Raw genomic sequence first — 23839 nt, forward strand, 5'->3', positions numbered from 1 at the left:
ATGAATAGTTAAATAGCAAAGGAGCAGATGTCATGGCGTTTCAAGATCAAATGCGGACGTTTTTAGACGCTCGTTATAAAGATGAATTATTTTTAGCAGACTTGTTTCTCGATTTATATGGAAAGTTAGAAGCGTTTGACGATTCTTTGGAAAAATATGCAGCGGTCGGCTTGGACGCAGCATTTGAAGCAGCAGAAAACGCAGCAGCGCTCCGAATCGAAGATCGTTTTCTCCGCTTTGACGTTGTATTTGATGAAACAGAACCGTTTATCCAAGTAAGTGCGGGCAAAACAACGGAAGAAGAGCCGGATATTCTCGACAATATTTATGCGGACCAGGCAGCCTATGCGGACAGCTTATACTGGCAGCAGGGCGAAGAAAAAGCGTTTGATTCCTATTTGAAATCAGCGTTTGCCCGGCTCTTGTAAAAGCTTGCTTTGGGCTGAATAGATCATACAAAGGCGGCCTGTCAATTGGGACAGGCCGTTTTCGTCTGTAAAAAAGCTAAAACGACACAATTCTTCCTTTATTTGGTCTTTGATTGTGATAAAATGAAAGAAAAAGGGAGAGTGGGAAAGTGAGAAAAATGATTCAAACAGCCGGAGTGCTGTCTCTGCTGGCAGCCGGCCTGTCTTTTAGTGGACAAGCCTCTGCTGATACTTCTGCATGTGCTGCGTATGGAAGCGTACAGCCGGGCGTGAATCCGTCCTTTCAGCACATTAACTGCCTGCTGACAGAAGAAGCGCTGAAGCAGGAGGTTCCGCCAGAGGTTGTTAAAGCGATTGCGACACAGGAAAATGGCGGTTGGAAACAATTCGATGAAAGTGGACAAGCAGTCGTTTCAGACGATGGCGGCATTGGTCTTATGCAGCTGACTAATCAGTCCCAATTTAAAGAAGAACTTTTAAAAACAGATCTGGTTTATAACATTAAAGCGGGCGTGACTGTGCTTGACCAGATGTATGACAGCAATGTCCCGAAAATTTCTGGTGCAGGCCGTGATGTGATCGAAAACTGGTATTTTCCTGTGATGGCCTACAACGGTATCAAGCCGGTTAACAGCCCAGTTAAACAATCAACCGGTGAGAAAAATACGGGTGCTTATCAAGAAAAAGTATTTGCTGAAATCAAAGCGTCGAGTTTTTTAAACGAGCGGTCATTTGCGGACTTTGGCTTTAAACCGGAGGACTTTCAATACGATCCGGACCGGACGGACAATATTGTGTTCAAGAAAATGAGCTATACGCCGACAGGCAAACTCAATCAAACTGCTTATCATCTGCAAAAAGGCGATCAGGCCGTAATAATAGCAGATTCGAAGTTAAGAAGCATTCCAGGCGGCGGAACAAATGATTATAAGGAGATCCTGCCTGCAGATACCGCTTTAACGATTACGGGCTCGTTTCAATTTGACGAAAATCCAAATAACACTAGCCGGCAGTTTGTCTGGTACCCAGTGAGAACCGCAGATGGCAAAACAGGTTTTGTTTCGTCTGCTTACCTTGAAAAATCGGACAAGCCTGCTGCGCCGTTGTTCAAAGATGTGTCAGCTAATCACCGTTTTTATAACGATATTGCCGCGCTTAGCAGCCAGAGCATTATCAGCGGATACCCGGACGGAACCTTTAAGCCTGGCAGCCAAGTAACCCGCGGAGAGGCAGCGACGATGGTCGTGCGGGCGCTCGGGTTGCCGACCAACGGTATGAAGCCTATTGAAGTCGCCAAGAAACAGGGGATTATAAACGGAGACAGGAACGGCCGTTTAGCAGAAACAGAGCCGGTTACAAGAGCGCAAGTGGCCATTATCCTGACGAATGCATTTAACTTAAAGGAAACCGTCTCGATTTCATTTACGGATGTACATTCACGAATGGCAGCCTACGATTCAATCCGCCGGGTAGTCGCAGCAGGTATTGCCTACGGAGATAACAACAAGTTTAATCCGGACAAGCCTGTTACACGCGGCGAGCTTGCGGCGTTTTTAAACCGCACGCTAGAGCGATAATCCAAAAGACCTGCTCGTCAGCAGGTCTATTTTTTTGTTGCCAATTGTGCAAAATTCAAAATAAAAAGTGTTTTTAAACAGACAAGCAAGGGAACGGTAAAGGGAATAGAAAAAAGAAGGGGGACTTCGCATGTGGCAGGCATTAATGTGGGGCGGTGTATCCGGCTCAGCCGTATTGCTCGGTGCATTAGCTGCGTTGTTTGTGCCTATCCAGAAGCGGCTGATCGGCTACATTATGGCTTTTGGTACAGGTGTGCTGATTGGAGCAGCCTCTTATGAGCTGCTCGGTGAATCTGTTGAAGAAGGCGGATTTCTAGCGACCGGAGCCGGCTTTATGGCTGGAGCGCTTGTTTTTACGCTTTTAGACATTTATATTTCAAGAAAAGGGGCCGCTAAACGGAAACGCTCGCATGAGCAGGAATCGGACGGCGGATCAGGACTTGCGATTTTCATTGGAACGGTCATGGATGCTATTCCAGAATCCATCATGATCGGTGCGAGCCTTTTAGCGGGAAAAGGGGTCAGCTTTTTACTTGTCATTGCTATTTTTATCAGTAACGTGCCGGAGGGGCTTTCAAGTACGACGGGTCTTTTAAAAGGCGGCTATTCAAAGAAAAAAATATTCCTTTTATGGCTGACTGTTCTGATCATTTCTGCTCTTTGCGCATGGGGCGGCTATTTCTTTCTGGAAGATGCAAGCCCGGCCATTATGGCGGCCATCGCGGCTTTTGCGGGCGGCGGGATTATTGCAATGGTCGGGTCGACTATGATGCCCGAAGCATTTGAAGAGGGCGGCCCGGTCGTCGGCTTTATGGCAGCACTGGGGTTGTTTGTATCCCTGCTCCTAAATGAGCTGTAAAAGAGGGGCCTCCCTCTTTTTTTCTTGTCTTCAATTTATGGAAAACTGCTACACTGTTAATAAGAGGTGGACGCTTTATGATAGAGGCAGAACAGTGGATCGAAAGAATGATCGAGCAGGCGGGCTGGCTTGGACCGGTTTTATTTGTTTTTTTACATCTTATCCGCCCATTTTTATTCCTGCCGGTTGTGATTGTTTGTATGGCAGGAGGATATGTATTCGGATTTGTCTGGGGATCTTTATATTCTATTGTTGGCCTGTCATTGATGAGTGCCGTTTTTTATAAACTGATTGACCAATTTCCACGTGTGCGCGAACGAATGTTAAAAGTAAAAAGGAAAGTAGCCGGGGAGCGGAAAATGACGCTTGGGCAGGTCATGGTGCTGCGGGTAATGCCGTTTGTTCATTTTCACCTGCTGTCCGTTTATTTAATGGATATGACCAAATCGTACCGCGAATACATGCACTATTCTATGCTTGGCGTAATTACACCGGCTCTTTTATATACCGCTTTTGGCGACGTGATTGAAAAAATGCCCTGGTATGAATCGCTTACGTTTCTAACGGTGCTGCTTTTGCTTTATGCACTGCTTGAAAAAAGGAAAAAGCGCAGGCCGCAGGATCGGGATAAAATATCTTAACACATTTGATTTATTTCTGAATTCATTATGTGCAAAATTCAATAAAAAACAAAAACAACAGTATCCAAGTAATGTTTATTCTTTGTGAGCGGGGGAATACTTTTTCTGTAAAATAAAACGGATGGAGTGGATACCATGACGCAAGATAAATTTGAAAAAATGGATGAACAAACACCTCCGCAAACACAAAGTGAGCAGCCGGGTATCGAATCAGAAATGACGCCTGAGCCGCTGTATGATGACCCGAATTATAAAGGATCTGGAAAGCTCGCCGGAAAAGTCGCTTTGATCACAGGCGGCGATTCTGGAATCGGCCGTGCGGTAGCGGTTGCTTTTGCAAAAGAAGGAGCCAATGTCGCGATTGCCTATTTAAATGAAGAAAGTGATGCGAAAAAAACGGTCGAAATCGTTGAGTCCTATGGTGTAAAAGCGATGCACAAAGCAACAGACGTCAGCAAGGTGGAAAACTGCAGGAAGCTTGTGGAAGATGTTGTGGCAGAGTTTGGCGGTTTAAACATTCTTGTAAACAACGCGGCCAAGCAATTTCCGACAAAGAACTTTTTAGAGATTTCACCAGAGCAGCTGCAGGAAACGTTCCAAACGAACATTTTCTCGATGTTTTACATGTCACAGGCAGCCCTCCCGCATCTAACAGAAGGAGATGCCATCATTAATACATCGTCCGTAACGGCGTACCGAGGCTCACCAGAGTTGATCGATTATTCGTCCACTAAAGGAGCGATCACAACGTTTACCCGGTCGCTGTCAGCGAATTTAGTGGAAAAAGGAATCCGTGTAAACTCTGTTGCGCCAGGTCCGATTTGGACGCCGCTGATCCCGGCTACATTCGACGAAAAGAAAGTAGGAAAGCATGGAGACAGCACGCCGATGAAGCGCATGGGACAGCCGTCTGAGAATGCGCCGGCTTATGTATACCTTGCTTCAAATGATTCCACATACGTCACAGGACAAACGATCCATGTCAATGGTGGCGACTATATTAGTTCTTAATCATAAAACCCCTGCTTTTAGCAGGGGTTTTTGTGTGAGAAAAGTTCACATTTCTATTGTGATTTTGGGTGAAAGCCTTTATTCTAAAAAAGTAATCTATTTTAAATATAGAAATGGAGAGATGATGTTTGGAAGCATTCGTGACCGCATTAAATGGCATTTTGTGGAGTACCCCTGTCATCTATATTTTACTTGGTGTAGGCCTTGTTTTCTCAATTTTAACAAGATTTTTACAAGTACGTCATTTAAAAGAAATGGTAAAGCTTATGTTTCAAGGAAAAAGCTCAGAAGCAGGCGTATCGTCCTTTCAAGCTTTAGCTATTGCGTTGAGTGGTCGGGTGGGTACGGGTAATATTGCCGGGGTAGCGTCTGCTATTTTCTATGGCGGTCCGGGCGCTGTTTTCTGGATGTGGACCATTGCTTTTATTGGAGCGGCAAGCGCATTCGTAGAATCGACACTTGCCCAGATTTACAAACAAAAAGAAGATGGACAGTACCGTGGTGGTCCTGCTTATTACATTGAAAAGGGAATGGGCATCAAATGGTTTGCTGTTTTGTTTGCCATTGCTGCATTAATTGCTATGGCTATTTTAATGCCAGGGGTTCAATCTAATTCTATTGCCTCCGGAATTGAAAATGCATTTGGTCTTAATCCCGTTGTTACAGGTATTATTACAATATTGCTTCTTGGTTTTATCATATTCGGCGGTGTCAAGCGGATTGCCCATGCTGCACAGGTAATTGTTCCGTTTATGGCGCTGGGTTATATTCTGATTTCTCTTATTATTGTGTTAATGAATATTACTGAACTACCGGGGGTTATTGCTCTTATCTTCCGCAGTGCGTTCGGCGCCGACCAAGTCTTTGGCGGATTGCTCGGAATGGCAATTGCATGGGGAGTTAAGCGCGGTGTTTACTCAAACGAAGCTGGACAGGGGACAGGCCCTCACCCGGCGGCCGCTGCTGAAGTGTCTCACCCGGCAAAGCAAGGGCTTGTACAGGCATTTTCTGTTTATATTGATACATTATTCGTTTGCTCGGCAACAGCTTTTATGATTTTGTTTACAGGTATGTATAATACCACAAATGAAAACGGTACGATGCTCGTTGAAAACCTGGCAGGTGTTGAAGTAGGACCAGGCTTTACTCAAGCAGCTATCGACAGTGTTCTTCCAGGCTTCGGTGCTGGATTTGTGGCAGTTGCATTATTTTTCTTTGCTTTTACAACGATTATGGCTTACTACTATATTGCTGAAACCAATATTTCGTATTTGATGCGGGGGAAAACGAACCCGATTGCCATCAATGCATTGCGCGTTGTGCTGTTAATTACTACATTTTATGGGGCAACAAACGAAGCTGCGCTTGCATGGGCACTCGGAGATACAGGACTTGGCATCATGGTTTGGCTGAATGTAATTGCAATTGTTATTTTAGCTAAACCGGCGCTTCTCGCATTGAAAGATTATGAAGCGCAGAAAAAGCAGGGCAAGGACCCCGTTTTTGATCCAAGGCCTCTTGGCATCAAAAACGCAGACTTCTGGGAAAATGAATATAACCAGAATGACGGAGACTTAAATACACCACCTGTTCAAAAAACAAGCGGCCCCTAAAAGGGCTGCTTTTTTGTGTATTGAGGGAAGAAATGATGCGTGTGGAAGCGATGCAATGAAAGTTTGACTCCTTTTGTTTAAATGTATTTTCGTTTAAGAAGCAATTTGTTAAAATGAGCAAGGATGAACAAAAGGAGGTTTTTTACATGACTGGTGATCAGAGGAAAAAGTTAGTTATTTTGATGATTAATATGTTTATTGCCATTGGCAGCTTCGGTATCATTATTCCTATTTTGCCTGCATATTTGGACTCCATTAATGAAGGAGGAATGGCGGCCGGGCTGATGATCGCGATTTTTGCAGGTGCGCAGCTTGTTTTTTCACCGATTGCCGGTAAATGGGCGGATGATTATGGCCGGCGGAACATGATCATATACGGTTTGTTCGGACTTGCGCTTTCTATGTTTGTGTTTTATTTCTTTGATTCGATTTGGATGCTGTACGCTTCGCGTGTGATCGGCGGAATTGGAGCAGCTTTATTAGTGCCGGCTATCTTCGCTTATGTAGCGGATATTACGTCGTTTGACCAGCGGGCGAAAGGCAACAGCTTGATTTCAGCCGCCATGTCATTCGGGATCGTAGTCGGACCTGGTATCGGCGGCTTTCTTGCGGATTTCGGCTTAAAAGCCCCGTTTTTGGTTTCTGCGGTTGTCGCCTTGTTTGCGGTTTTGTTCTCTATTGCGCTTCTAAAAGAACCGGAGCGGCCGGAACAGCCAGCTGCAGCAGACCATCCGGCTGAGGAGCCGATGATGAAAAAGCTGGCCCGCTCGGTGACCATGCCCTATTTTATTCCGCTTGTGATTACACTTGTGATGAGCTTTGGCTTAATGGCGTATGAGTCGGTGCTTGGTTTGTTTGTGGATGATGAATTCGGGGCATCGCCGCAGGATATTGCGGTAATGATCACCTCTACCGGCGTTGTCAGCGTTCTTGTACAGCTGTTTGTCGTCGACCGGATCGTCACAAAATACGGAGAAGGAAAAGTGTTAAATCTTTTTCTGGCAGTCGCTGCCCTTGGGTTTTTCCTTTCGCTGTTTGCCGGGAACTACTGGCTGTTTTTTGGCATTTCCCTGCTTATTTTTTGTGCCACATCGATTTTACGTCCAGTGTTAAACACGCTTATTTCGAAGATGGCAGGATCGGAACAGGGCTTTGCCATGGGCATGAATAACATGTATATGTCAATTGGCAACGTACTGGGCCCGACTTGTGCCGGTCTTTTGTATGATATCAATATCTTTTTTCCGTTTATGCTCGGCCTGGTACTGCTTGCGCTGACGATTTTCATTACGGTAGTATGGCAGAAACGGGCTGTGAAACAAAATATGCTGTCTTCCTGAGGGAAGACAGTTTTTTTGTCGAAAAAAGGCGATGAAACATGGATTGACAATCCATCATTGTTGTTGTAAAATCACTTCCATTGACTTTTAGAACTGTAACAAATAAAATTACAGTATGTTTTCAGAGAGGGGAACGCACGGTTGAACAGTAATTTCACCATCGCGGTGCATAGTCTTGTGTACCTGGCTTATCTTTCGGGGCATATGGCATCGAGTGAGGCTATCGCTCATAATGTGGCGACAAACCCTGCCCGTATCCGCAAAGTGATGAGTGCGCTCCGCAATGAAGGGTTTGTGAAAACAAAAGAAGGTGTCCGGGGAGGATACATGCTCGGCGAAGATCCAGGGAAGATTACATTGGGACACGTATATGAGGCAATTGCGCGTGGAGCCTTACAGCCAGGATGGCAGACAGGAAATCCAGAGTGCGGCTGCCCGGTTTCCTCTAATACGCAAACAGTAATGGACCACATCTTCAAAGAAGCAGAGGAATCATACACATCCTTTCTACACCAATTTACGGTTGCGGCTGTTTTACTCAAAATAAAAGCAGATAAATGACCGGTTGAAACAGGGAAGTGGAAAAATGGGGAACAAAGTACAATTTCATGTCGGTGACTGGGTACAAGGCGAAACGTGGGACAAACAAAGAATCTACGGATATGTCATAAAAATAGAAAACCCGGAAGACATTACAAAAGTGTATATTGTTGAATCTGTTAACAAAGAATTAGAAGGACGAATGATTCGTGTTCTGTCCAAGTCTCTTCAGCTCGTGCCGGAACAGGAACCAGCGGAAGCAGCACTTGAACAACTGATTGATATAGCACTTTTAACAAAAGATGAAGAATGGTTTGGGCAGCTGCTGAAACAGCTGAAGGAACTGCGAACACAATATTCATAACAGAACCAGCTCCCTGCTTTAGCAGGGAGCTGATCTTTTCAAAGGAGATGCTGGAATGAAATCAAAGTATGAATTCTTATTTGAAACAGTCACATTGCGCAGCGGTCTTGAATTAAAGAATAAAATCGTAATGGCTCCAATGACGAACTTCTCGTCGAACGAAGACGGCACTGTTACAGACGCGGAAATTGCGTATTACGCACGCCGCTCAAAAGGAGTGTCAGCGGTTATTACAGCTTGTACATATGTAACACCAAACGGAAAAGGATTCGAGGGAGAGTTTGCTGCTGACCGGGATGAAATGATTCCAAGTCTTGCACGTCTTGCCTCAGCGATCAAAGCCGAAGGCGCTAAAGCCATTTTACAAATTTTTCACGGAGGCCGCCAGGTGCCGCCACATTTAGTGGATGGAGACGTAGTCAGCGCCAGCAGCGTACCGGCTGAAGCGGAAGGAAGTCCTGTACCGCGCGAATTACCTGCTGCGGAAGTAGAAGAAATCGTTGCTGCTTTCGGGGAAACAACCCGCCGGGCAGTGGAAGCCGGCTTTGACGGCGTAGAAATTCACGGCGCGAACGGCTACTTGATTCAGCAATTTTTCTCTCCTCATTCAAACCGCCGGGAAGATCAATGGGGAGAACGCCTGGCGTTTCCGCTTGCCGTTGTAGATGCGGTGAAACAAGCCGCTGCAAAAGCAGATCGCCCGTTTGCGGTCGGCTACCGCTTTTCACCAGAAGAGCCGGAAACACCGGGGATTACAATGGCAGACACGCTTGAGCTGATCGATGCTTTAAAAGAAAAAGAACTCGATTATCTGCACGTATCTCTAATGGAATTTTGGTCCGAGCCAAGACGGGGCGTCGATGATACGCGCACGCGTCTTGAAATCATTAATGAGCGTGCGGGGGATGCCGTGCCGGTTATCGGTGTCGGTTCGATTTACACAGCAGATGATGCAGTGAAAGCACTCGGAACGGGTGTGGATTTAATTGCGATCGGCCGCGGGCTTATTATTGAGCCGGACTGGGTACAAAAAGTAGAGAGCGGACTGGAAGAATCCATTGCCGTGAAGCTCGATAAAGAAGCGCAGGAACAGCTTGTGGTGCCAGATCCGCTCTGGAAGGCGATTATTCATACACCAGGCTGGTTCCCGGGCGTTTAAGAGAAAGGGTGCTTTTTACATGCCGTTTATCACAGTAAAAGTGTTAGAAGGAAAAACACCTGAACAAAAACGTGATCTTGTCCAGCGGATGACGGCAGCTGTCAAAGAATCATTCGGTGTAGACGCGGATAAAGTATTCATCTTTTTTGAAGACTTAAAGCCGGAGGATTACGGAAAGCAAGGCGAATTGCAATCGTTTAAAGAGGAAAAATAATCGGGCAGCCCGGAGTGATCCAGGCTGTTTTTCTGTATAATAAGCAGAATACCAAACAAAAAAGAGGAGTCATTATGACCGAAACATTTCAATCATTTTCATTAAACAAAGATATTATGCGGGCACTTGATACACTTGGCTATCACGATCCCACCCCGGTTCAGGCCGCTGTAATCCCCGAAGCTCTGAAAGGAGCGGACTTGATTGTCAAGTCACAGACCGGAAGCGGCAAAACTGCTTCTTTTGCGATTCCGCTCGTTCAGCTGACCGAATGGGAGGAAAACAAGCCGCAGGCGCTTGTGCTAACACCGACACGGGAGCTGGCTGTACAGGTGAAAGAAGACATTACTAATATCGGCCGGTTTAAACGGACAAAAGCAGCTGCAGTGTACGGGAAATCTCCATTTGCCCGTCAGAAGCTGGAGCTCAAGCAGAAAACGCATATTGTGGTTGGAACACCGGGCCGTGTGCTCGACCATATGGAAAAAGGAACGCTGGATACCGGCAGCATACGCTTTCTCGTCATTGATGAAGCGGATGAAATGCTCAATATGGGCTTTATCGAGCAAGTTTCATCGATTATTGAGCGTCTGCCGGCGGAGCGCGTTACGATGTTGTTTTCCGCTACATTTCCGGAAGACATTGCCCGCCTGGCAGACACGTATATGAAAGAGCCGAAGCGGATCGAAATGGCGAAAGAAACGGCGGCTCCGTCGATTACCCATGAGCTGATCCACGTGGCGGAAGAAGCCAAAAACCGCATGCTTAAAAACGTGTTAACAGTGGAAAATCCGGACAGCGCCATCCTGTTTTGCCGGACACAGGAGCGGGTGGAAGCGCTGTTTGACATGCTGGATGCAGCGGGTATTTCATCTGGCATGCTTCACGGCGGCATGATACAGGAAGACCGGTTTATGGTGATGAATAAATTTAAGCGGGCGGATTTCCGCTATCTGTGTGCAACCGACGTGGCGGCGCGCGGCATTGATGTAGAGAACATTCCGCTTGTCGTTCACTTTGACGTACCGCTCGAGCGGGAAGCATATGTGCACCGTACCGGCCGCACCGGGCGTGCCGGCCATACAGGCAAAGCGATTACGCTCATGGCCCCGTTTGAAGAAAAATTTATCGAACCGATTGAAGAACTGATTGGATTCGAGCTGAACCGGATTGACCCGCCGTCCGAGAAAGCAGTAGAAGCGGCAAAGCCGGCATTTGAGGCGAAAATGGCTGCACGCCCTGAACGAAAAAGAGACAAAGGGGAGCAGCTCAACAAGGACATTATGAAGCTGTACTTCAATGGCGGCAAAAAGAAAAAACTGCGTGCGGTTGACTTTGTCGGCACCCTTTCTAATCTGCCGGGCATAAAAGCAGCCGACATCGGCATTATCACCATTCAGGACAATGTAACCTATGTAGAGATTTTAAACGGGAAGGGGCCGGCTGTGCTCCGCGCGATGAAAACAACGACGGTAAAAGGAAAGCAGCTGAAAGTGCAAAAAGCAAGAGATTGACCGCAGCACTTCGTGACCCATCTGCTTGAATCTATATACACACGAAAAGCACGCCCTGGGCAACATGCGGGGCGTGTTTTTTCATGCAGCTGTTCTCGAGCTATACAATCACATATATCTAAATAATATAAATCATCTGATAAATTAGTTGTCGGCTATATACAAAACACTAAACAACCGTTTGTAGTAGAAGAAGACATCAAGGGGATAGCTGAAAATAACAACGTTGTTATTATTAAAAAAAGGGAGGGTAAATGAACGAAAGTAAACGCTTTCAAACTATGTTGATGAGGATGAATTTTTGTTGGGAGATAATGAGGTACGCGTTTTTTGTAAAGTTCATAAACTCTATCCCGGCGGGAATATGATGAAGTTTAATAAAATAATAACCTAGTTACTGGTTCTAACATTTTTTGCTTCGTCGCTATTAGTAGGTGAAGGTAAAATAACAAGGGCAGCAGTGATTGATTCTATCCCAAACACCACAAGAGATGTGAAGGAATACAGCAATCGTTTTCTGTCCGTGACCGGTTTTGCGTCATTAGGGGTGAAGGATCGAAGCGGGTACTACGAAACCTCCTATTATCGTAAGGTAAAAACTGAAAGAGAGTTTTTGCAGGCCGTTTTGGATGCTAAAAACGGTAGCGTGAAAGTAATGGAAATAGCGAAAGATCTAAACTTGGGATGGAAAGAACTAAATTTAAGTTCAGAAGAAGCCAAAAAGTACAGTTTTATAACAAAATATCGGGATCCTATGAACGGATTTACAAATCCAACGTTAGCTTCCTCCGGTGTTTCACAATTAAGTATTGCGGACATCGATGGGTTAACGATTTTTTCAAAAAAAGGGAAAACAATTAAGCATGCTGAAATAAAATTACAAAGGTCAGAGAATGATGTTGTCCTGAGGAATTTGAATTTTGATGGAATGTGGCAGTGGGATGATACCGGAAAACATAAGGAAGCAGGCTGGGCTTATATTAAAGTGAATGGGGCAAATAATGTGTGGATAGACCATTGTAAATTTTCTATTGCGGCGGATGGATTAATTGATACTGAAAATGGCGGCTCCAACATTACCATTTCCTGGTCCGAATTCGGATTACCTGCAAATGAGAATCCGCCAGAAAACAGCGATATTTATCAATCGATTCAGTATATGGAAGAAAAATACACTTAAAATAAACTGAATTCCGATAGTGTGTACTATAATATGCGCAATGGCGGGGCCACGAAAGAGCAAATCATGGCATATGCCGCCTATCACAGCAAGGTGCATTTAACGGGCTCCGGAGATAAAGACTATGTAAATTATGTGTCGAGCAGTGGAGCAGAGATAAAGGATGGAAATCAACGAATCCGGTTAACCCTTGCCTATAACCGTTATACCAATGTTGGGCAAAGAATTCCGATGATACGTCAAGGCAGTGGTCATATGTACAACTGTTATATTGACAACTCAACTCATTATGATGTTTCGGATAATGTAAGCGCTATCTATGAATACGGAATCGATCAACTATCACGAGCACTGAATGCAAGGAATGGGGCTTCTATAGCAGCGGATTCCTGTGTATTTCATGATATCAGCGAGCCAATCACCGGTGCTGAGATTCAAGGAGAAGATACAAAAAACATGGATGAATCCTAGGCTAATCTATTCCAAAATGCTTATAATAATAATTTAATTGTAAACTCCCAAATCACAAATAAATATGGGACGTATACAGGAAGCAGCTGAGACAATAATGGCGAAAATCTATTCACAAAAGGATTTACATGGTATGACAAATCAACCATAGGGAACTGGGCATGGTCTTCTCATATTGTAGGAAGTGAAAATATGAGTAAAACAAATCCACCGACTGATCCATTTACCTTCGAATACAATTATGATGAGGAGTTGCCGTATACGTATAATGTACTTCCTCTAAATGATGTTGTGGCCACACTTGCAAAACATGCAGGGGCAAACAAAGTGAAACTGAGTCCAAAAGATTGGTTAAAAACAGAGTATAGCAGATAAAAAAACCGCTAATGGCCGTGCAGCACATGATTAACACTTTATTTGCCTGCAACAAGGAAATTTGAACAAAAACAAGCAGGTAATAGGGCGGTCAAATAGATAGAAGCCTGAATACAGGGTAAGACAGTTAGTTGAAAATGGAACTTTATAGTGTGAAATTACGTTAATTAGAGTCTATAGTTCATACCTGTTCCTAAGTCTTTTGAAAAACTGAGAACCCCCTGGTGATTCATTCAATCAACAGGGGGCTTTTACATAGAAACATTCACGATTTTTTTAACACACGCTGCTTCTTTTCATAATGATCATATAAGGTTTCATCTGCTGCTTTTGATGTTTGGAAAGCCCACTGAATGAGGGCTTTCATCGATTCTGCAGCATAGTCAGTATTCCTAAAAAATAGTAATGGCCAAACAGCTTATTATATTCCTAGTTCCCGCATTTTTGCGGTGATTGTTTTCACCCTGCCATCCATATCGGTACCGCTGAATTTCTTAAACCGCAGTTCACTCACAATTTTTCCATCGCACATAAACATAATGCGCTCCGTCCTGGCTGCAACCTTTGCGTCGTGAGTGACAAGCATAACCGCAGTACCTTCTGTATTTATTTCAGAAAGTATATCCATGATTTTCTGTGCAGATATGGAGTTAAGCGCGCCAGTCGGCTCGTCACCGAAGATAATTTTCGGATGATTCATAACTGCGCGGCATATCCCCGCACGCTGAAGCTGCCCTCCGGAAACCTCAGTAATATCACGCTTTTCCAGTTCCTCAATCTCCATCTTTTTCATGAGCGCTCTTGCTTTTTCAGTCGTCTTTGCAGCGTTTCTTTTGTTGTCCCGCATAGCTGGGAGAATAATGTTATCGAGAATATTCAGGTTTTTAAGCAAAGTCGGCTGCTGAAAAACAAATCCCATTTTTGTTCGGCGTATGTTGCTAAGCTCCTTTTCACAAAGTGCTGATAAATCTCTGCCATCAAACAAAACGGTTCCGCTATCAATGCTGTCCATTCCACTCACCGCATACATGAGTGTCGTTTTTCCTGAGCCTGAAGGACCCATAATCGAGATAAACTCTCCTTCGTGGATTTCAAGAGATACGCCATCGAGAACATGGTGTTTTTCATTTCCTGCGCTGAAAGATTTGACTATATTTTCACCGATAATAATCTTTTTCATCGTCTACTCCTTCATGTTTGCGGCTATTTGGATTTTTCCTGCCCCCGATGTGCCGAGCATGGTTGCGATCAGCACCGAGCCTATCATCAACAGCAGTGGACATAATAGGTACAAAGAAAGTGGGTGATCCACAAATTGAAACGAAGATGCCCCGAACGATGAGATAACTGCACCCGCAAGCGCCTCTCCGAGAGTGTTGGCGAGCAGCGTCCCAAGAACCATTCCTGCCATCAGGACAAATACCGAGCGCGAAATATACTGGATGGTAATATCCGTGTCCGTAAAACCCACTGATTTCATGATAGCAATGGAGTAGCTGTCCTTTGCGACAAGCATTTTCATAAACAAAAGGATAATCAATCCCGTGATCATCAGCGCAACGGCAATAGCTGTATCGGAGGCTTTTCCAACGGAGCTTATGGTCGAGCCGAATGTTTGTGCAACATATTCATCAATGTGTGAAACCTTCGCGAAAGGAAACCTGTCCGCATATTCCAATGTCTTGACTTCAGCAAGAGACTGATCAGAAAGCTTCGCATAAATAACGCTCCACATAATATCCGCCGATTCGTCAGAGAAAACAGCTTTTGCAGTTTTGCCCCCGTTCGTAACGTCGGAATACGTTCCACATACCGTGAGATCTTTCTCCTTGCCTTCAATTATCAGCGTCATGACATCGCCGACTTTTATTCCGAGATCATTGGCGTTCATAGTTGAAAGCGCAATTTCATTTTCTGCGGCGGGCGCTCTGCCCTCGAAATATTGTACCGGGAGTATTGAATGGTCACCAAGCTCAACTTTTATTCCTTGCTCCGCTCCGTCAGCCGTCTTTGCTTTAAAGGCTTTGGTCGTAAGCACAGCATACTTAGATATAGAGCCGTCATGCTCCATCGCCTTTACAATTTCTGCTGCTTTTTCGGAAATATGGCTGGTTTGCTGAATATCCATGCGCATATCGCTGCTTCCTATCCCCATGTATGTAATGAAGCTTTTAGAGGAAATCGTATTGTACAGGTTCTGTGGAACGATAATGATAAAGGTTGAAATGACGAGCACCGCAAGCATTGTGGCATAGAGACTTTTTCGTGCCAGAACATCTTTTACGCCCAGAAAAACATTCGTGTTAAGCAGCTTGTTTTTGCTTAAGCGAACATGTTTTGCGCCCGCGGCTTTTCCTTGTGAAGTGCCAAATCGTATTGCATGTGCGGCCGATATTTTTCGAAAGCGTTTCAGTACGTTGTTTACATAAGCAATAATGGCAAAGAAAACAACCAGTATACCGACTATTCCAAAAATGAAAGCGAAAGAAGCATATTCACTTTTCCCCATATAAAGCCGTATGTTTTCAAGAAGCAGGCCTCTGAAAACAAATGAAAGGGCAAATCCAAGTGTACAGCCAGCTGCTGCAATTACCGCGTATTTCACTAGATAAATCTTTTTCAAGTCAGAAACCTGCAGCCCAATTGCTTTCATGACGCCTATTTCACGGTAGTCGTCTTCGATTTTTGCAAGGAGCGTAAAGTGTATGCACATAAAGGTGATGGCAACGATAAGTGTACTGACAAGAAGCAGAACCGCGATCATCAGCCCATCGGAAATAGCATTGAGCATTTTAAAAAGAGGGTAGGTGATTGTCGGGCCGTTTGCTTCAAGCTCTGCAGAGGTGTACGCCGTTTCGAAGGCACCTATTTTAGACAAGTCCTTTAATCTGAACTCAATCAGATATTCCGTGCTTCCGCCGTCCTTTATCGCCGCATAATCATTTTCGCTCACAAGAAACCTCTTTGACGATGCAAGCAGCGAATTCATCTGTGAATCACGGAGGAATCCCGCCACAGTCAATTTCTTTCCGTTTATCGAAATCGTATCGCCGACTTTTCCAGTGCCGTCCTTCATGTAACTTACTGGAATATAAATTTCTCCATCGGAGACAGTGATAACGTTTCCGTCAAGATCAAGAAGATAATCAAATTTTTCGCTCTGTGAGGTGAAGCCGTTATCCTGAACACTGTCCGCAAGCGAGTTTCCGTCAATGACAATCCGCGCACCGTCCACATTGAGAAATTCAAGCACCTGAAATTCATCGACATGGCTGTTTTGCTCTGCGAAAGCTGCAAGCCGTCTGGCATCAATATCGCCTGAATGCATCTGCATAAAATGCGGCGTTTTCGCCTGATCCATAAGCATATTTATCGAACCTGAAAGATTGACGACAAGTATCGCCGAGAGAGAAACAAGCATAGCCGCTATCGCGACAAATATCATGGTTGTCATGGTTATCAGTTTGCTTTTTAACATGTCATTACGGATTATTCTGTAATACATACGCCACCTCTGTTTTTAAGGTTTTTAACCGATTTCAGGCTGTACAGAATGACTTAAGCAACACATCACAAATTCCGGCTATAATCATGAATTTTTCTGCCAGGGGACTTAGAGTCGAGGACATAAACGCAAGGAAAGTGACAAGGGCCATTGTTTTTCTGACTGCCCGAAAATACAAATCCTAAATAAACAACAAGCCCGCTTTTTGTCGGTGAAATAAGCTGTCCTGCCCGTAGAAGAATTTTCTTGAATTACTCATTGCTGCTTCTATTACCGCTGTCAAACATCTTCATCATGTACGTAAGACTTCCGCTTTCAACACCGAGCAGTCTTTCTACGTTGAAAGCAAACGCCTGAATACGCGAAGCACGTTCTTCATTCGTGATAGTAACTAGTTCCTCATCAAAAACGGTATTCGTATACACCACAACCATTTCCATGCATTCATACGGATAGGGCGTGCTGAATAGCCCTTGCTCAATGCCCTCCCGGATTATTTCCGTGAGTATCGGTGGAACTTCGTTGATTATGACCTTTTGTACCTTCTGATGCATAAGTGCGTTCTGAGGCTTGTGAATATGCTCCATAATTTCCTTGTCATTTCCGCCACTTATGTTCAATGCCATGACAACACGGATAATGCGTTCATTCACAGGTATGTTCTTATCTGCGGCAATTTCTTTGGCTGCTCCTAAAAGGAGGACAGTGTGCCGCTCAATCAATGCATTCATAATCTCCTCCTTTGACTTAAAGTGATAGTAAAGCGTTCCCCGCGCAATTCCGACTTTTTCGAGAATATCATTTGTAGTTGTGCCATCAAAGCCCTTCTGGCCGAAAAGCTCATCAGCAGCATCAAGTATTTCGTTCCTGCGCTCCTCTGCTTTTTTAGTAACTCTCATTTTTGCAATTCCTCTCTATAGACCGTCTGTCTGTCGGTTTTATGCTTTTATAGTATCATACTACTCGTTTAAAATAAAATTCGAGTAAAATTTTTATAGCTTTTCCGTACGAGAAAACCCACCAGAGGCAATAGCCTGCCTTTAGGCGTGGGATGATAGTGAGGCTGGTAGGGGATGGCTTTTGCTCTCTTAATGGACCGAAAAGACAAAAAACAATCGCCGGCCATACAAACAAAGCGATTACGTTTATGGCCCCGTTTGAAGAAAAATTTATTGAACCGATAGAAGAATTGATCGGATTCGAGCTGAACCGGATTGACCCGCCGTCCGAGAAAGCAGTAGAAGCGGCAAAGCCGGTATTTGAGGAAAAAATGGCCGCGCGTCCTGAACGAAAAAGAGACAAAGGGGAGCAGCTCAACAAGGACATTATGAAGCTGTACTTCAATGGCGGCAAAAAGAAAAAACTGCGTGCGGTTGATTTTGTCGGCACTATTTCAAATCTCCCGGGTATCGAAGCGGCTGATATCGGCATTATTACCATTCAGGACAACGTTACCTATGTGGAGATTTTAAATGGAAAAGGACCGGATGTGCTGCGGGCGATGAAAACAACGACCGTTAAAGGAAAGCAGCTGAAAGTGCAAAAAGCAAGAAGCTGACCTCGGACCGATCATAACTGAAAGTCTCTGCTGTTTATTCATGGCTATTAGGTCATGATGATGGCGGAAACTCCAAAAGCATGTTCTTCGTTTACAAGCATTTCAAATGTTTTCACCTGGCCGGTATCAGGGACTTCCGCTGAACCGGTATTTTTCGTCGTAAAGCGGGTAGAACAAGTGATGGCCGCCTACCGTACCGGCTGGGAGAGGCTCCTGCCTGGCTGGACACGAATTGGCAACCGCCCAGAATGTTCCATCACTCAGCTTAAACACAGCAAGCATGCGGCCTCGGGCTTCGACTTTTTTGCCGAGCGGAATGTTTTTCGCAGCCATATACACATTAGCCGGAAAAACAGCAGCTAAAAAAGCTGGCATCGTTTTTGTGACAAGGGACGTTCCGCGGTTCAACAGCAGGGCGGCTCCGTATATGATTTCAATCATGCCAGAGGTAGCGACAATGGCTTCTCTAAAGGGCAGAAAAGCAGGCCCAATCGTTTTAAAGCCATTGGGCCGTTTGGAATACGCGATGCCTGCGGCTAAAAAACCAGCTCCGTAAAACAGGCGAATCAATGTTTTCATCCTGACACACTCTTTTTTCTACCGTATAAAAGGAAGGATGGCCTGCCAAATAAAAAGCACCGCCGAGGGGGCGGTGCTTAGCATCTATTAAACAGTAAATTTACGGACAACCTGCTGCAGTTCTTCTGCCATGACGGACAGGGATTTTGCAGCAATATTAACTTCCTCTAAAGAAGCAAGCTGCTCCTGTGTCGCCGCTGCCACTTGTTCCGCGCTCGAGGCATTGTTTTGAGCCACATCCGAAACGGAATGAATGGAGGATGTCAGCTGGTTCACAATGGCGGCTACCTGAGCAGCAATTGATGTTACATCCTGCACGTGCGGGGCAATCTGCTCCATGCCGTTTAAAATGCCGCTAAACTTTTCGGAGGTATCATCCGACAGGGAAATGCCGGTTTTGACGCTTTGAGACGCCTGGCTCATCAGCTCAACCGAACGCTGTGTATCTTTTTGAATGACATTAATTAATCCAGCAATTTGTCCGGCAGAAGCCTGTGACTGCTCAGCCAGCTTTCTTACTTCACCGGCTACAACAGAAAAGCCTTTGCCATGCTCGCCGGCGCGGGCTGCTTCAATGGCTGCATTAAGAGCCAGAAGGTTCGTTTGATCGGCAATTGAAGAAATCACATCAATGATGGTATTGATTTCGGCTGACCGCCCGCTTAACGATTTAATCATTTCATCAGACGCCTCTACATGCTCTTGAATTTCGTTCATTTGCGCCACTGTGCGGCGGACGGATTCTTCTCCTTCAGCGGCATGGGACATCGTATCAGCTGCAGATGCTGCCATGATGCCGGCACTGTCTACAATTTTCCCGGCACCCGCACGCAGTTCTTCCATATCATTTACAATGGTCGTAATCGCGCTTGTCTGCTGGTCGGCTCCGGCAGCTACTTTTTGAATAGAATCGGCCACATGGCCGGTTGCAGCCGTTGTTTCGTCTGCGGAAGCGGTTAACTCTTCAGAAGCCGCTGCCACCTGCTCTGTATTACGGTCTACCTGGCCAATGAGCTCGCGCAAATTCTGTGCCATCAAACCGAAGGAACGTGATAAATCACCAATCTCATCCCTGCGGCGGCCCGCTTCAATCGTTTGGGTCAGATTGCCCTGGCTCAATGTATCAGCGCTTTGTTTTAATGAGTGAAGCGGCCGCGTAATAGAGCGGATAATGGCCCAAACAAGCGCAGCACCCGCAAGCAGGGAGAGAAGAATGGTAGCAGCCGTTTTCCATAAAATCGGCTTGGCCGCTTCTGTTATTTCACTTGAAAACATGGTACCGCCGATTTTCCAGCCAGTCGCTTCATTTGTCAGAAAGGTCATAAACTTGCTGTCATGATCGAGTGTGTAATCAAACGAGCCTGATTGGGTATCGTACAGCTGGTCGTAAAGGGCGTCTGTTGCTTCCGTTCCAAATTCTTCGGTTGGATGAACGATAAAATGGCGTTCACCGTCAAGCAGGATGGCATAGCCTTCCTTGCCCACTTTGATCGGATCTGTCATGGCTGTAATAGAATCGAGTGTTAAATTGATCCCGATTACACCGCTTTTGTCGGCTGTCTGGCGGGCAATTGTCACAACGTTTGAGCCGGAGGAAGAAACATAAGGCGGCGTAATGACCGTTTCACCGTTTGCTTCAACCGCCTGCTTGTACCAAGGACGGTCTCTCGGATCATAATCGGCTGCCAGTTCCTGGCGAGGCTCTTGGATCATGATGCCATTTGTGGTGCCGACATAAATGCTGACTGCTTCCGGATGAAGCTTCGCATATTGATCAAGACGAAGACGAAGAGCCGGGCTTTCTTCCCCTTGAATTGATTTAGCAGTTACGAGACTGCTGTAAATTTCCGCGTCATGTGCTTTCTTTCCGATTTGATCGGTAATGAGCCGGTCAAGAGAGGAGATATTTTCATTGGCAGAAGCCATCATCTGCCGCTTGATTTCATTTTTCGCGCTATTGTATGCGGAAAAGCCGATCAAAAGGGAAGGAATCAACAGGACGGCTAAAAATGAAAGAATAAGTTTTTTGCGAATAGTCCACTTCATGGGGTTGCTCCTTTTTATATGATGCTATTATTTTAGCGTTTAAATACAGGGAATCAATCCTTTTTTATGAAAAAAGTAAGTCTTTTTTAACAAACTAAAAAACGGACCTATGTCTTAGGTCCGTTCAGAGTGTAGACAAATTCTATTTTCGAAAAGAGCTTCTGCGAAAATGGGGTTTTCGTCTTTTTGTTTTAGCTTATTTAGTTGACTTGTAACTAAAACAAAACAAAATCTTGATTGCTCATTCAATATTAAAAAGGACTGTCGACTTTGTCGACAGCCTGAACGAACCTATGTCTTAGGTCCGTTTTTTTATTTTGTGATTTTTTGGAAGAAAGAGTCGTCATAGACGTTCAAATGAACATCGGCTTCGATATCTTCGTTTTGGAAAGCGGCTGTTTTCATGCCGGCTTCCCGTGCAGGAATCAAGTCGAGTGAACGATCACCGATCGCCCAGTCGAGCCCGTATTTTTCATGCAGATATTTATAAGCGGCGGCATCCGGCTTGCGTGGGAAGCCGTCTTCCTCCGGGCTGATAATTTCGGTGAAGTACTCGAGCAGGCCAAACTTTGTTAACAGGTTTTTCGTTGATTCTTTCGTTCGGTGAGTCACAATCACATTTACTTCTGCTGCAGCAAGCACGCGGTCAATTCCTTCGAAAGGAAGACAGGCCGACTCTGCCTGTTTATGATCCAGTTCTGCAAACATTGCCCGAAAATCCTCTGAAATGCCATAGTGCGCAAAAGCAAGCTTTGAATTTTTTTTCAGCCAGCGAAGGGCTTCATCCCGGTCAACAGGCGTGCCGTGTGCCGCTTCGTGAACGGCCGCAAAGCTGGCCAAAATAGCCGGGTATGTATCGAAAATGGTTCCATCTAAATCCCAAAGTAGTCTCATGTTGTCATTCTCCTTTTTTCTTTCGTATAAAACTGGTAAGCACCCTTGCTGTTTTGCTTTACCGCCTACATGGCCGGGTCTGCTTTTTGAATCAGCTGCTCCAGTTTTTCGCCCATTTGTCGTTTTCAAACGAAAAAAGCCATACATAATAACTGGCTGTTATAAACAAAATAAAAACAAGGTATCGCTTACTCAACTAGCTATCCCCTATTTCAAGCAGTGCATCTTATATTTTATCACAAAAAAGAACCGCTCTGATGGACGGTTTTATAAAATTTAAAATGAGTCCGTGACACTGTTTAAAGTGGCAGCCGAGCCTGCTGCTTGCTTGATTTCACCAGATGTATGCATAAAAAGCGCACCGGGTTCTTTTTAGAAGAGCAGGAAAATGCAGACAAAAGCACTGCTCCTTTTTAAGTGTTTATTTGATGCAAATAGCGTATGTGTATTTTATTGGGAAAACCATATTTTCAAAAATAATTTGGCGTATTTTTACACGAAGTACAGAAAAATAAACAAGAAAAAGCGGATTCGAAACACGAAGCAGATTTTTCAGAAAATACTTATTTTTGGATGTAAACGGTTTATTAAGGAAGAGTACTTGCTATTTTGTTCGGAACGCGTTATCTCTATATAGAGAGATAAATTGTTCGATACTTAGGAGGATATAATGTCTAAAGTAATTGCGATTAACGCAGGAAGTTCATCATTAAAATTTCAGCTTTTTGAAATGCCGCATGAAACGGTACTGACAAAAGGCCTTGTGGAAAGAATTGGTTTACAGGATTCTGTTTTCTCTATTACAAAGCCAGACGGCACAACAGACACAGAAGTAACGGATATTCCGGATCATTCTGTTGCCGTACAAATGCTTTTGTCAAAACTTGTATCACACGGCATCGTGTCGTCACTTGACGAAATTGACGGTATCGGCCATCGTGTCGTGCACGGCGGCGAAAAATTCAGTGACTCTGCTTTGATCGATGACGCAACTTTAGCGCAAATCGAAGAATTGTCTGAACTTGCACCGCTTCATAACCCGGCGAACGTAACAGGTATTCGTGCGTTCCAATCGGTATTGCCGAACGTGCCAGCTGTAGCGGTATTTGATACAGCGTTCCACCAAACAATGCCAGAGAAATCATTCCTATACAGCCTGCCGTACGAATATTACAAAGAATACGGCATCCGGAAATATGGCTTCCACGGTACGTCTCACAAATACGTATCTGAGCGTGCTGCAGCTCTGCTTGGCCGTCCAATCGACCAGCTTCGCTTAATTTCCTGCCACCTTGGCAATGGCGCCAGCATCGCTGCCATTGAAGGCGGAAAATCTATTGACACATCTATGGGCTTCACGCCGCTTGCCGGTGTAGCAATGGGAACACGCTCTGGAAACATCGACCCAGCCTTGATTCCATTTATCATGGAGAAAACAGGCCAGACAGCGGACGAAGTACTGGATATCTTAAACAAAAAAAGCGGTATGCTTGGCGTTTCTGGTGTATCAAGCGACCTTCGTGACTTGTCTAAAGCGGCAGAAGAAGGCAACGAGCGTGCAATCACAGCACTCGAAGTATTTGCAAGCCGTATTCACAAATACATCGGTTCGTACGCAGCCCGTATGTCTGGTGTAGACGCAATTATTTTCACTGCCGGTATCGGTGAAAACGATATTGCTTCTCGCGCCCGTATTTTGAACGGCCTTGAGTTTATGGGCGTTTACTGGGATCCAGCACTGAACAATACACGCGGTAAAGAGCAGTTTATCAGCTACCCGCACTCACCAGTTAAAGTCATCGTTATTCCGACAAACGAAGAAGTCATGATTGCGCGTGACGTTTCTCGTTTGGCTGGTGTGTAAGGCGCTACAGCAGCGTTTTTGGCTGATTGATGGTGAGCGAATTATCCATTTAAATAAAACATTTTGGGTCATCAGCAACCATAACTGATTTTGACCCTTTACCCTCT

General features: G+C 45.0%; 22 protein-coding genes and 1 pseudogene. 17 read left to right on the forward strand and 6 right to left on the reverse strand.

The window, feature by feature from the left end; genetic code table 11:
• Positions 1–32 precede the first annotated feature (32 nt).
• The 15 genes from RIN81_RS04805 (at position 33) to RIN81_RS04875 (ending at position 13286) form a co-directional block, all read left to right on the forward strand.
• Positions 33–428, forward strand: coding sequence for a hypothetical protein (locus RIN81_RS04805; protein WP_242233722.1), 396 nt, complete (start codon positions 33–35; stop codon positions 426–428).
• 158 nt (positions 429–586) lie between these two features.
• Complete coding sequence (locus tag RIN81_RS04810) at positions 587–2005, forward strand: S-layer homology domain-containing protein (RefSeq protein ID WP_309088281.1); 1419 nt, start codon at positions 587–589, stop codon at positions 2003–2005.
• A 130-nt stretch (positions 2006–2135) separates the two neighbouring features.
• A complete protein-coding gene (locus RIN81_RS04815; protein ID WP_309087904.1) occupies positions 2136–2864 on the forward strand; it encodes a ZIP family metal transporter in 729 nt (242 codons plus the stop codon).
• 77 nt (positions 2865–2941) lie between these two features.
• Positions 2942–3505: a TVP38/TMEM64 family protein gene (locus RIN81_RS04820; protein ID WP_309087906.1), complete on the forward strand. Its 564-nt coding sequence runs from the start codon at positions 2942–2944 to the stop codon at positions 3503–3505.
• Positions 3506–3640: 135 nt separating this feature from the next.
• A complete protein-coding gene (locus tag RIN81_RS04825) occupies positions 3641–4516 on the forward strand; it encodes an SDR family oxidoreductase (RefSeq protein ID WP_309087908.1) in 876 nt (291 codons plus the stop codon).
• A gap of 128 nt (positions 4517–4644) precedes the next feature.
• Positions 4645–6129, forward strand: coding sequence for an alanine/glycine:cation symporter family protein (locus RIN81_RS04830; protein ID WP_309087910.1), 1485 nt, complete (start codon positions 4645–4647; stop codon positions 6127–6129).
• Positions 6130–6275: 146 nt separating this feature from the next.
• Entirely contained in the window at positions 6276–7469 is a 1194-nt protein-coding gene (locus RIN81_RS04835; protein WP_309087912.1) for an MFS transporter, read from the forward strand.
• A 141-nt stretch (positions 7470–7610) separates the two neighbouring features.
• On the forward strand, positions 7611–8030 hold the full coding sequence (locus RIN81_RS04840; protein ID WP_309087914.1) for an Rrf2 family transcriptional regulator: 420 nt from the start codon (positions 7611–7613) through the stop codon (positions 8028–8030).
• A gap of 25 nt (positions 8031–8055) precedes the next feature.
• Positions 8056–8373, forward strand: a complete 318-nt coding sequence (locus RIN81_RS04845) for a hypothetical protein (RefSeq protein WP_251270814.1) — start codon at positions 8056–8058, stop codon at positions 8371–8373.
• A gap of 55 nt (positions 8374–8428) precedes the next feature.
• Entirely contained in the window at positions 8429–9532 is a 1104-nt protein-coding gene (locus tag RIN81_RS04850; protein ID WP_309087916.1) for an NADH-dependent flavin oxidoreductase, read from the forward strand.
• A gap of 19 nt (positions 9533–9551) precedes the next feature.
• Positions 9552–9746, forward strand: a complete 195-nt coding sequence (locus tag RIN81_RS04855) for a 2-hydroxymuconate tautomerase (RefSeq protein ID WP_309087918.1) — start codon at positions 9552–9554, stop codon at positions 9744–9746.
• A 74-nt stretch (positions 9747–9820) separates the two neighbouring features.
• Positions 9821–11260: a DEAD/DEAH box helicase gene (locus RIN81_RS04860; RefSeq protein WP_375164496.1), complete on the forward strand. Its 1440-nt coding sequence runs from the start codon at positions 9821–9823 to the stop codon at positions 11258–11260.
• Positions 11261–11720: 460 nt separating this feature from the next.
• Positions 11721–12440: a pectate lyase family protein gene (locus RIN81_RS04865; RefSeq protein WP_309087920.1), complete on the forward strand. Its 720-nt coding sequence runs from the start codon at positions 11721–11723 to the stop codon at positions 12438–12440.
• Positions 12441–12473: 33 nt separating this feature from the next.
• The gene (locus RIN81_RS04870; RefSeq protein WP_309087922.1) at positions 12474–12911 is read left to right on the forward strand and encodes a pectate lyase family protein; all 438 of its coding nucleotides are present in this window, start codon (positions 12474–12476) and stop codon (positions 12909–12911) included.
• 192 nt (positions 12912–13103) lie between these two features.
• On the forward strand, positions 13104–13286 hold the full coding sequence (locus RIN81_RS04875) for a hypothetical protein (RefSeq protein ID WP_309087924.1): 183 nt from the start codon (positions 13104–13106) through the stop codon (positions 13284–13286).
• 421 nt (positions 13287–13707) lie between these two features.
• Here RIN81_RS04875 and RIN81_RS04880 read toward each other — a convergent pair whose 3' ends face one another.
• The 3 genes from RIN81_RS04880 to RIN81_RS04890 all read right to left on the reverse strand — a co-directional run bounded on the left by RIN81_RS04880 (position 13708) and on the right by RIN81_RS04890 (position 17690).
• Positions 13708–14466 carry an ABC transporter ATP-binding protein gene (locus tag RIN81_RS04880; RefSeq protein WP_309087926.1) on the reverse strand — a complete coding sequence of 253 codons (759 nt, stop codon included), beginning with the start codon at positions 14464–14466 and terminating at the stop codon, positions 13708–13710.
• Between the two features lie 3 nt (positions 14467–14469).
• Positions 14470–16791 carry an ABC transporter permease gene (locus tag RIN81_RS04885; protein WP_309087928.1) on the reverse strand — a complete coding sequence of 774 codons (2322 nt, stop codon included), beginning with the start codon at positions 16789–16791 and terminating at the stop codon, positions 14470–14472.
• A gap of 251 nt (positions 16792–17042) precedes the next feature.
• A complete protein-coding gene (locus RIN81_RS04890; RefSeq protein ID WP_309087930.1) occupies positions 17043–17690 on the reverse strand; it encodes a TetR/AcrR family transcriptional regulator in 648 nt (215 codons plus the stop codon).
• Positions 17691–17908: 218 nt separating this feature from the next.
• On the opposite strand from RIN81_RS04890, the pseudogene RIN81_RS04895 reads away from it, so the two are divergent.
• Positions 17909–18349, forward strand: a pseudogene (locus tag RIN81_RS04895) (DbpA RNA binding domain-containing protein); the annotation flags it as partial.
• A gap of 126 nt (positions 18350–18475) precedes the next feature.
• On the opposite strand, the gene RIN81_RS04900 reads toward RIN81_RS04895, so the two are convergent.
• The 3 genes from RIN81_RS04900 to RIN81_RS04910 form a co-directional block, all read right to left on the reverse strand.
• Entirely contained in the window at positions 18476–18928 is a 453-nt protein-coding gene (locus RIN81_RS04900; protein WP_309087931.1) for a hypothetical protein, read from the reverse strand.
• A gap of 87 nt (positions 18929–19015) precedes the next feature.
• The gene (locus tag RIN81_RS04905; protein WP_309087932.1) at positions 19016–20974 is read right to left on the reverse strand and encodes a methyl-accepting chemotaxis protein; all 1959 of its coding nucleotides are present in this window, start codon (positions 20972–20974) and stop codon (positions 19016–19018) included.
• Positions 20975–21286: 312 nt separating this feature from the next.
• Complete coding sequence (locus tag RIN81_RS04910; RefSeq protein WP_309087933.1) at positions 21287–21868, reverse strand: HAD hydrolase-like protein; 582 nt, start codon at positions 21866–21868, stop codon at positions 21287–21289.
• Positions 21869–22538: 670 nt separating this feature from the next.
• On the opposite strand from RIN81_RS04910, the gene RIN81_RS04915 reads away from it, so the two are divergent.
• Entirely contained in the window at positions 22539–23732 is a 1194-nt protein-coding gene (locus RIN81_RS04915) for an acetate kinase (RefSeq protein ID WP_309087935.1), read from the forward strand.
• Positions 23733–23839: the final 107 nt, after the last annotated feature.

The organism is Domibacillus sp. (assembly GCF_031181085.1).
Taxonomy (GTDB): domain Bacteria; phylum Bacillota; class Bacilli; order Bacillales; family Domibacillaceae; genus Domibacillus.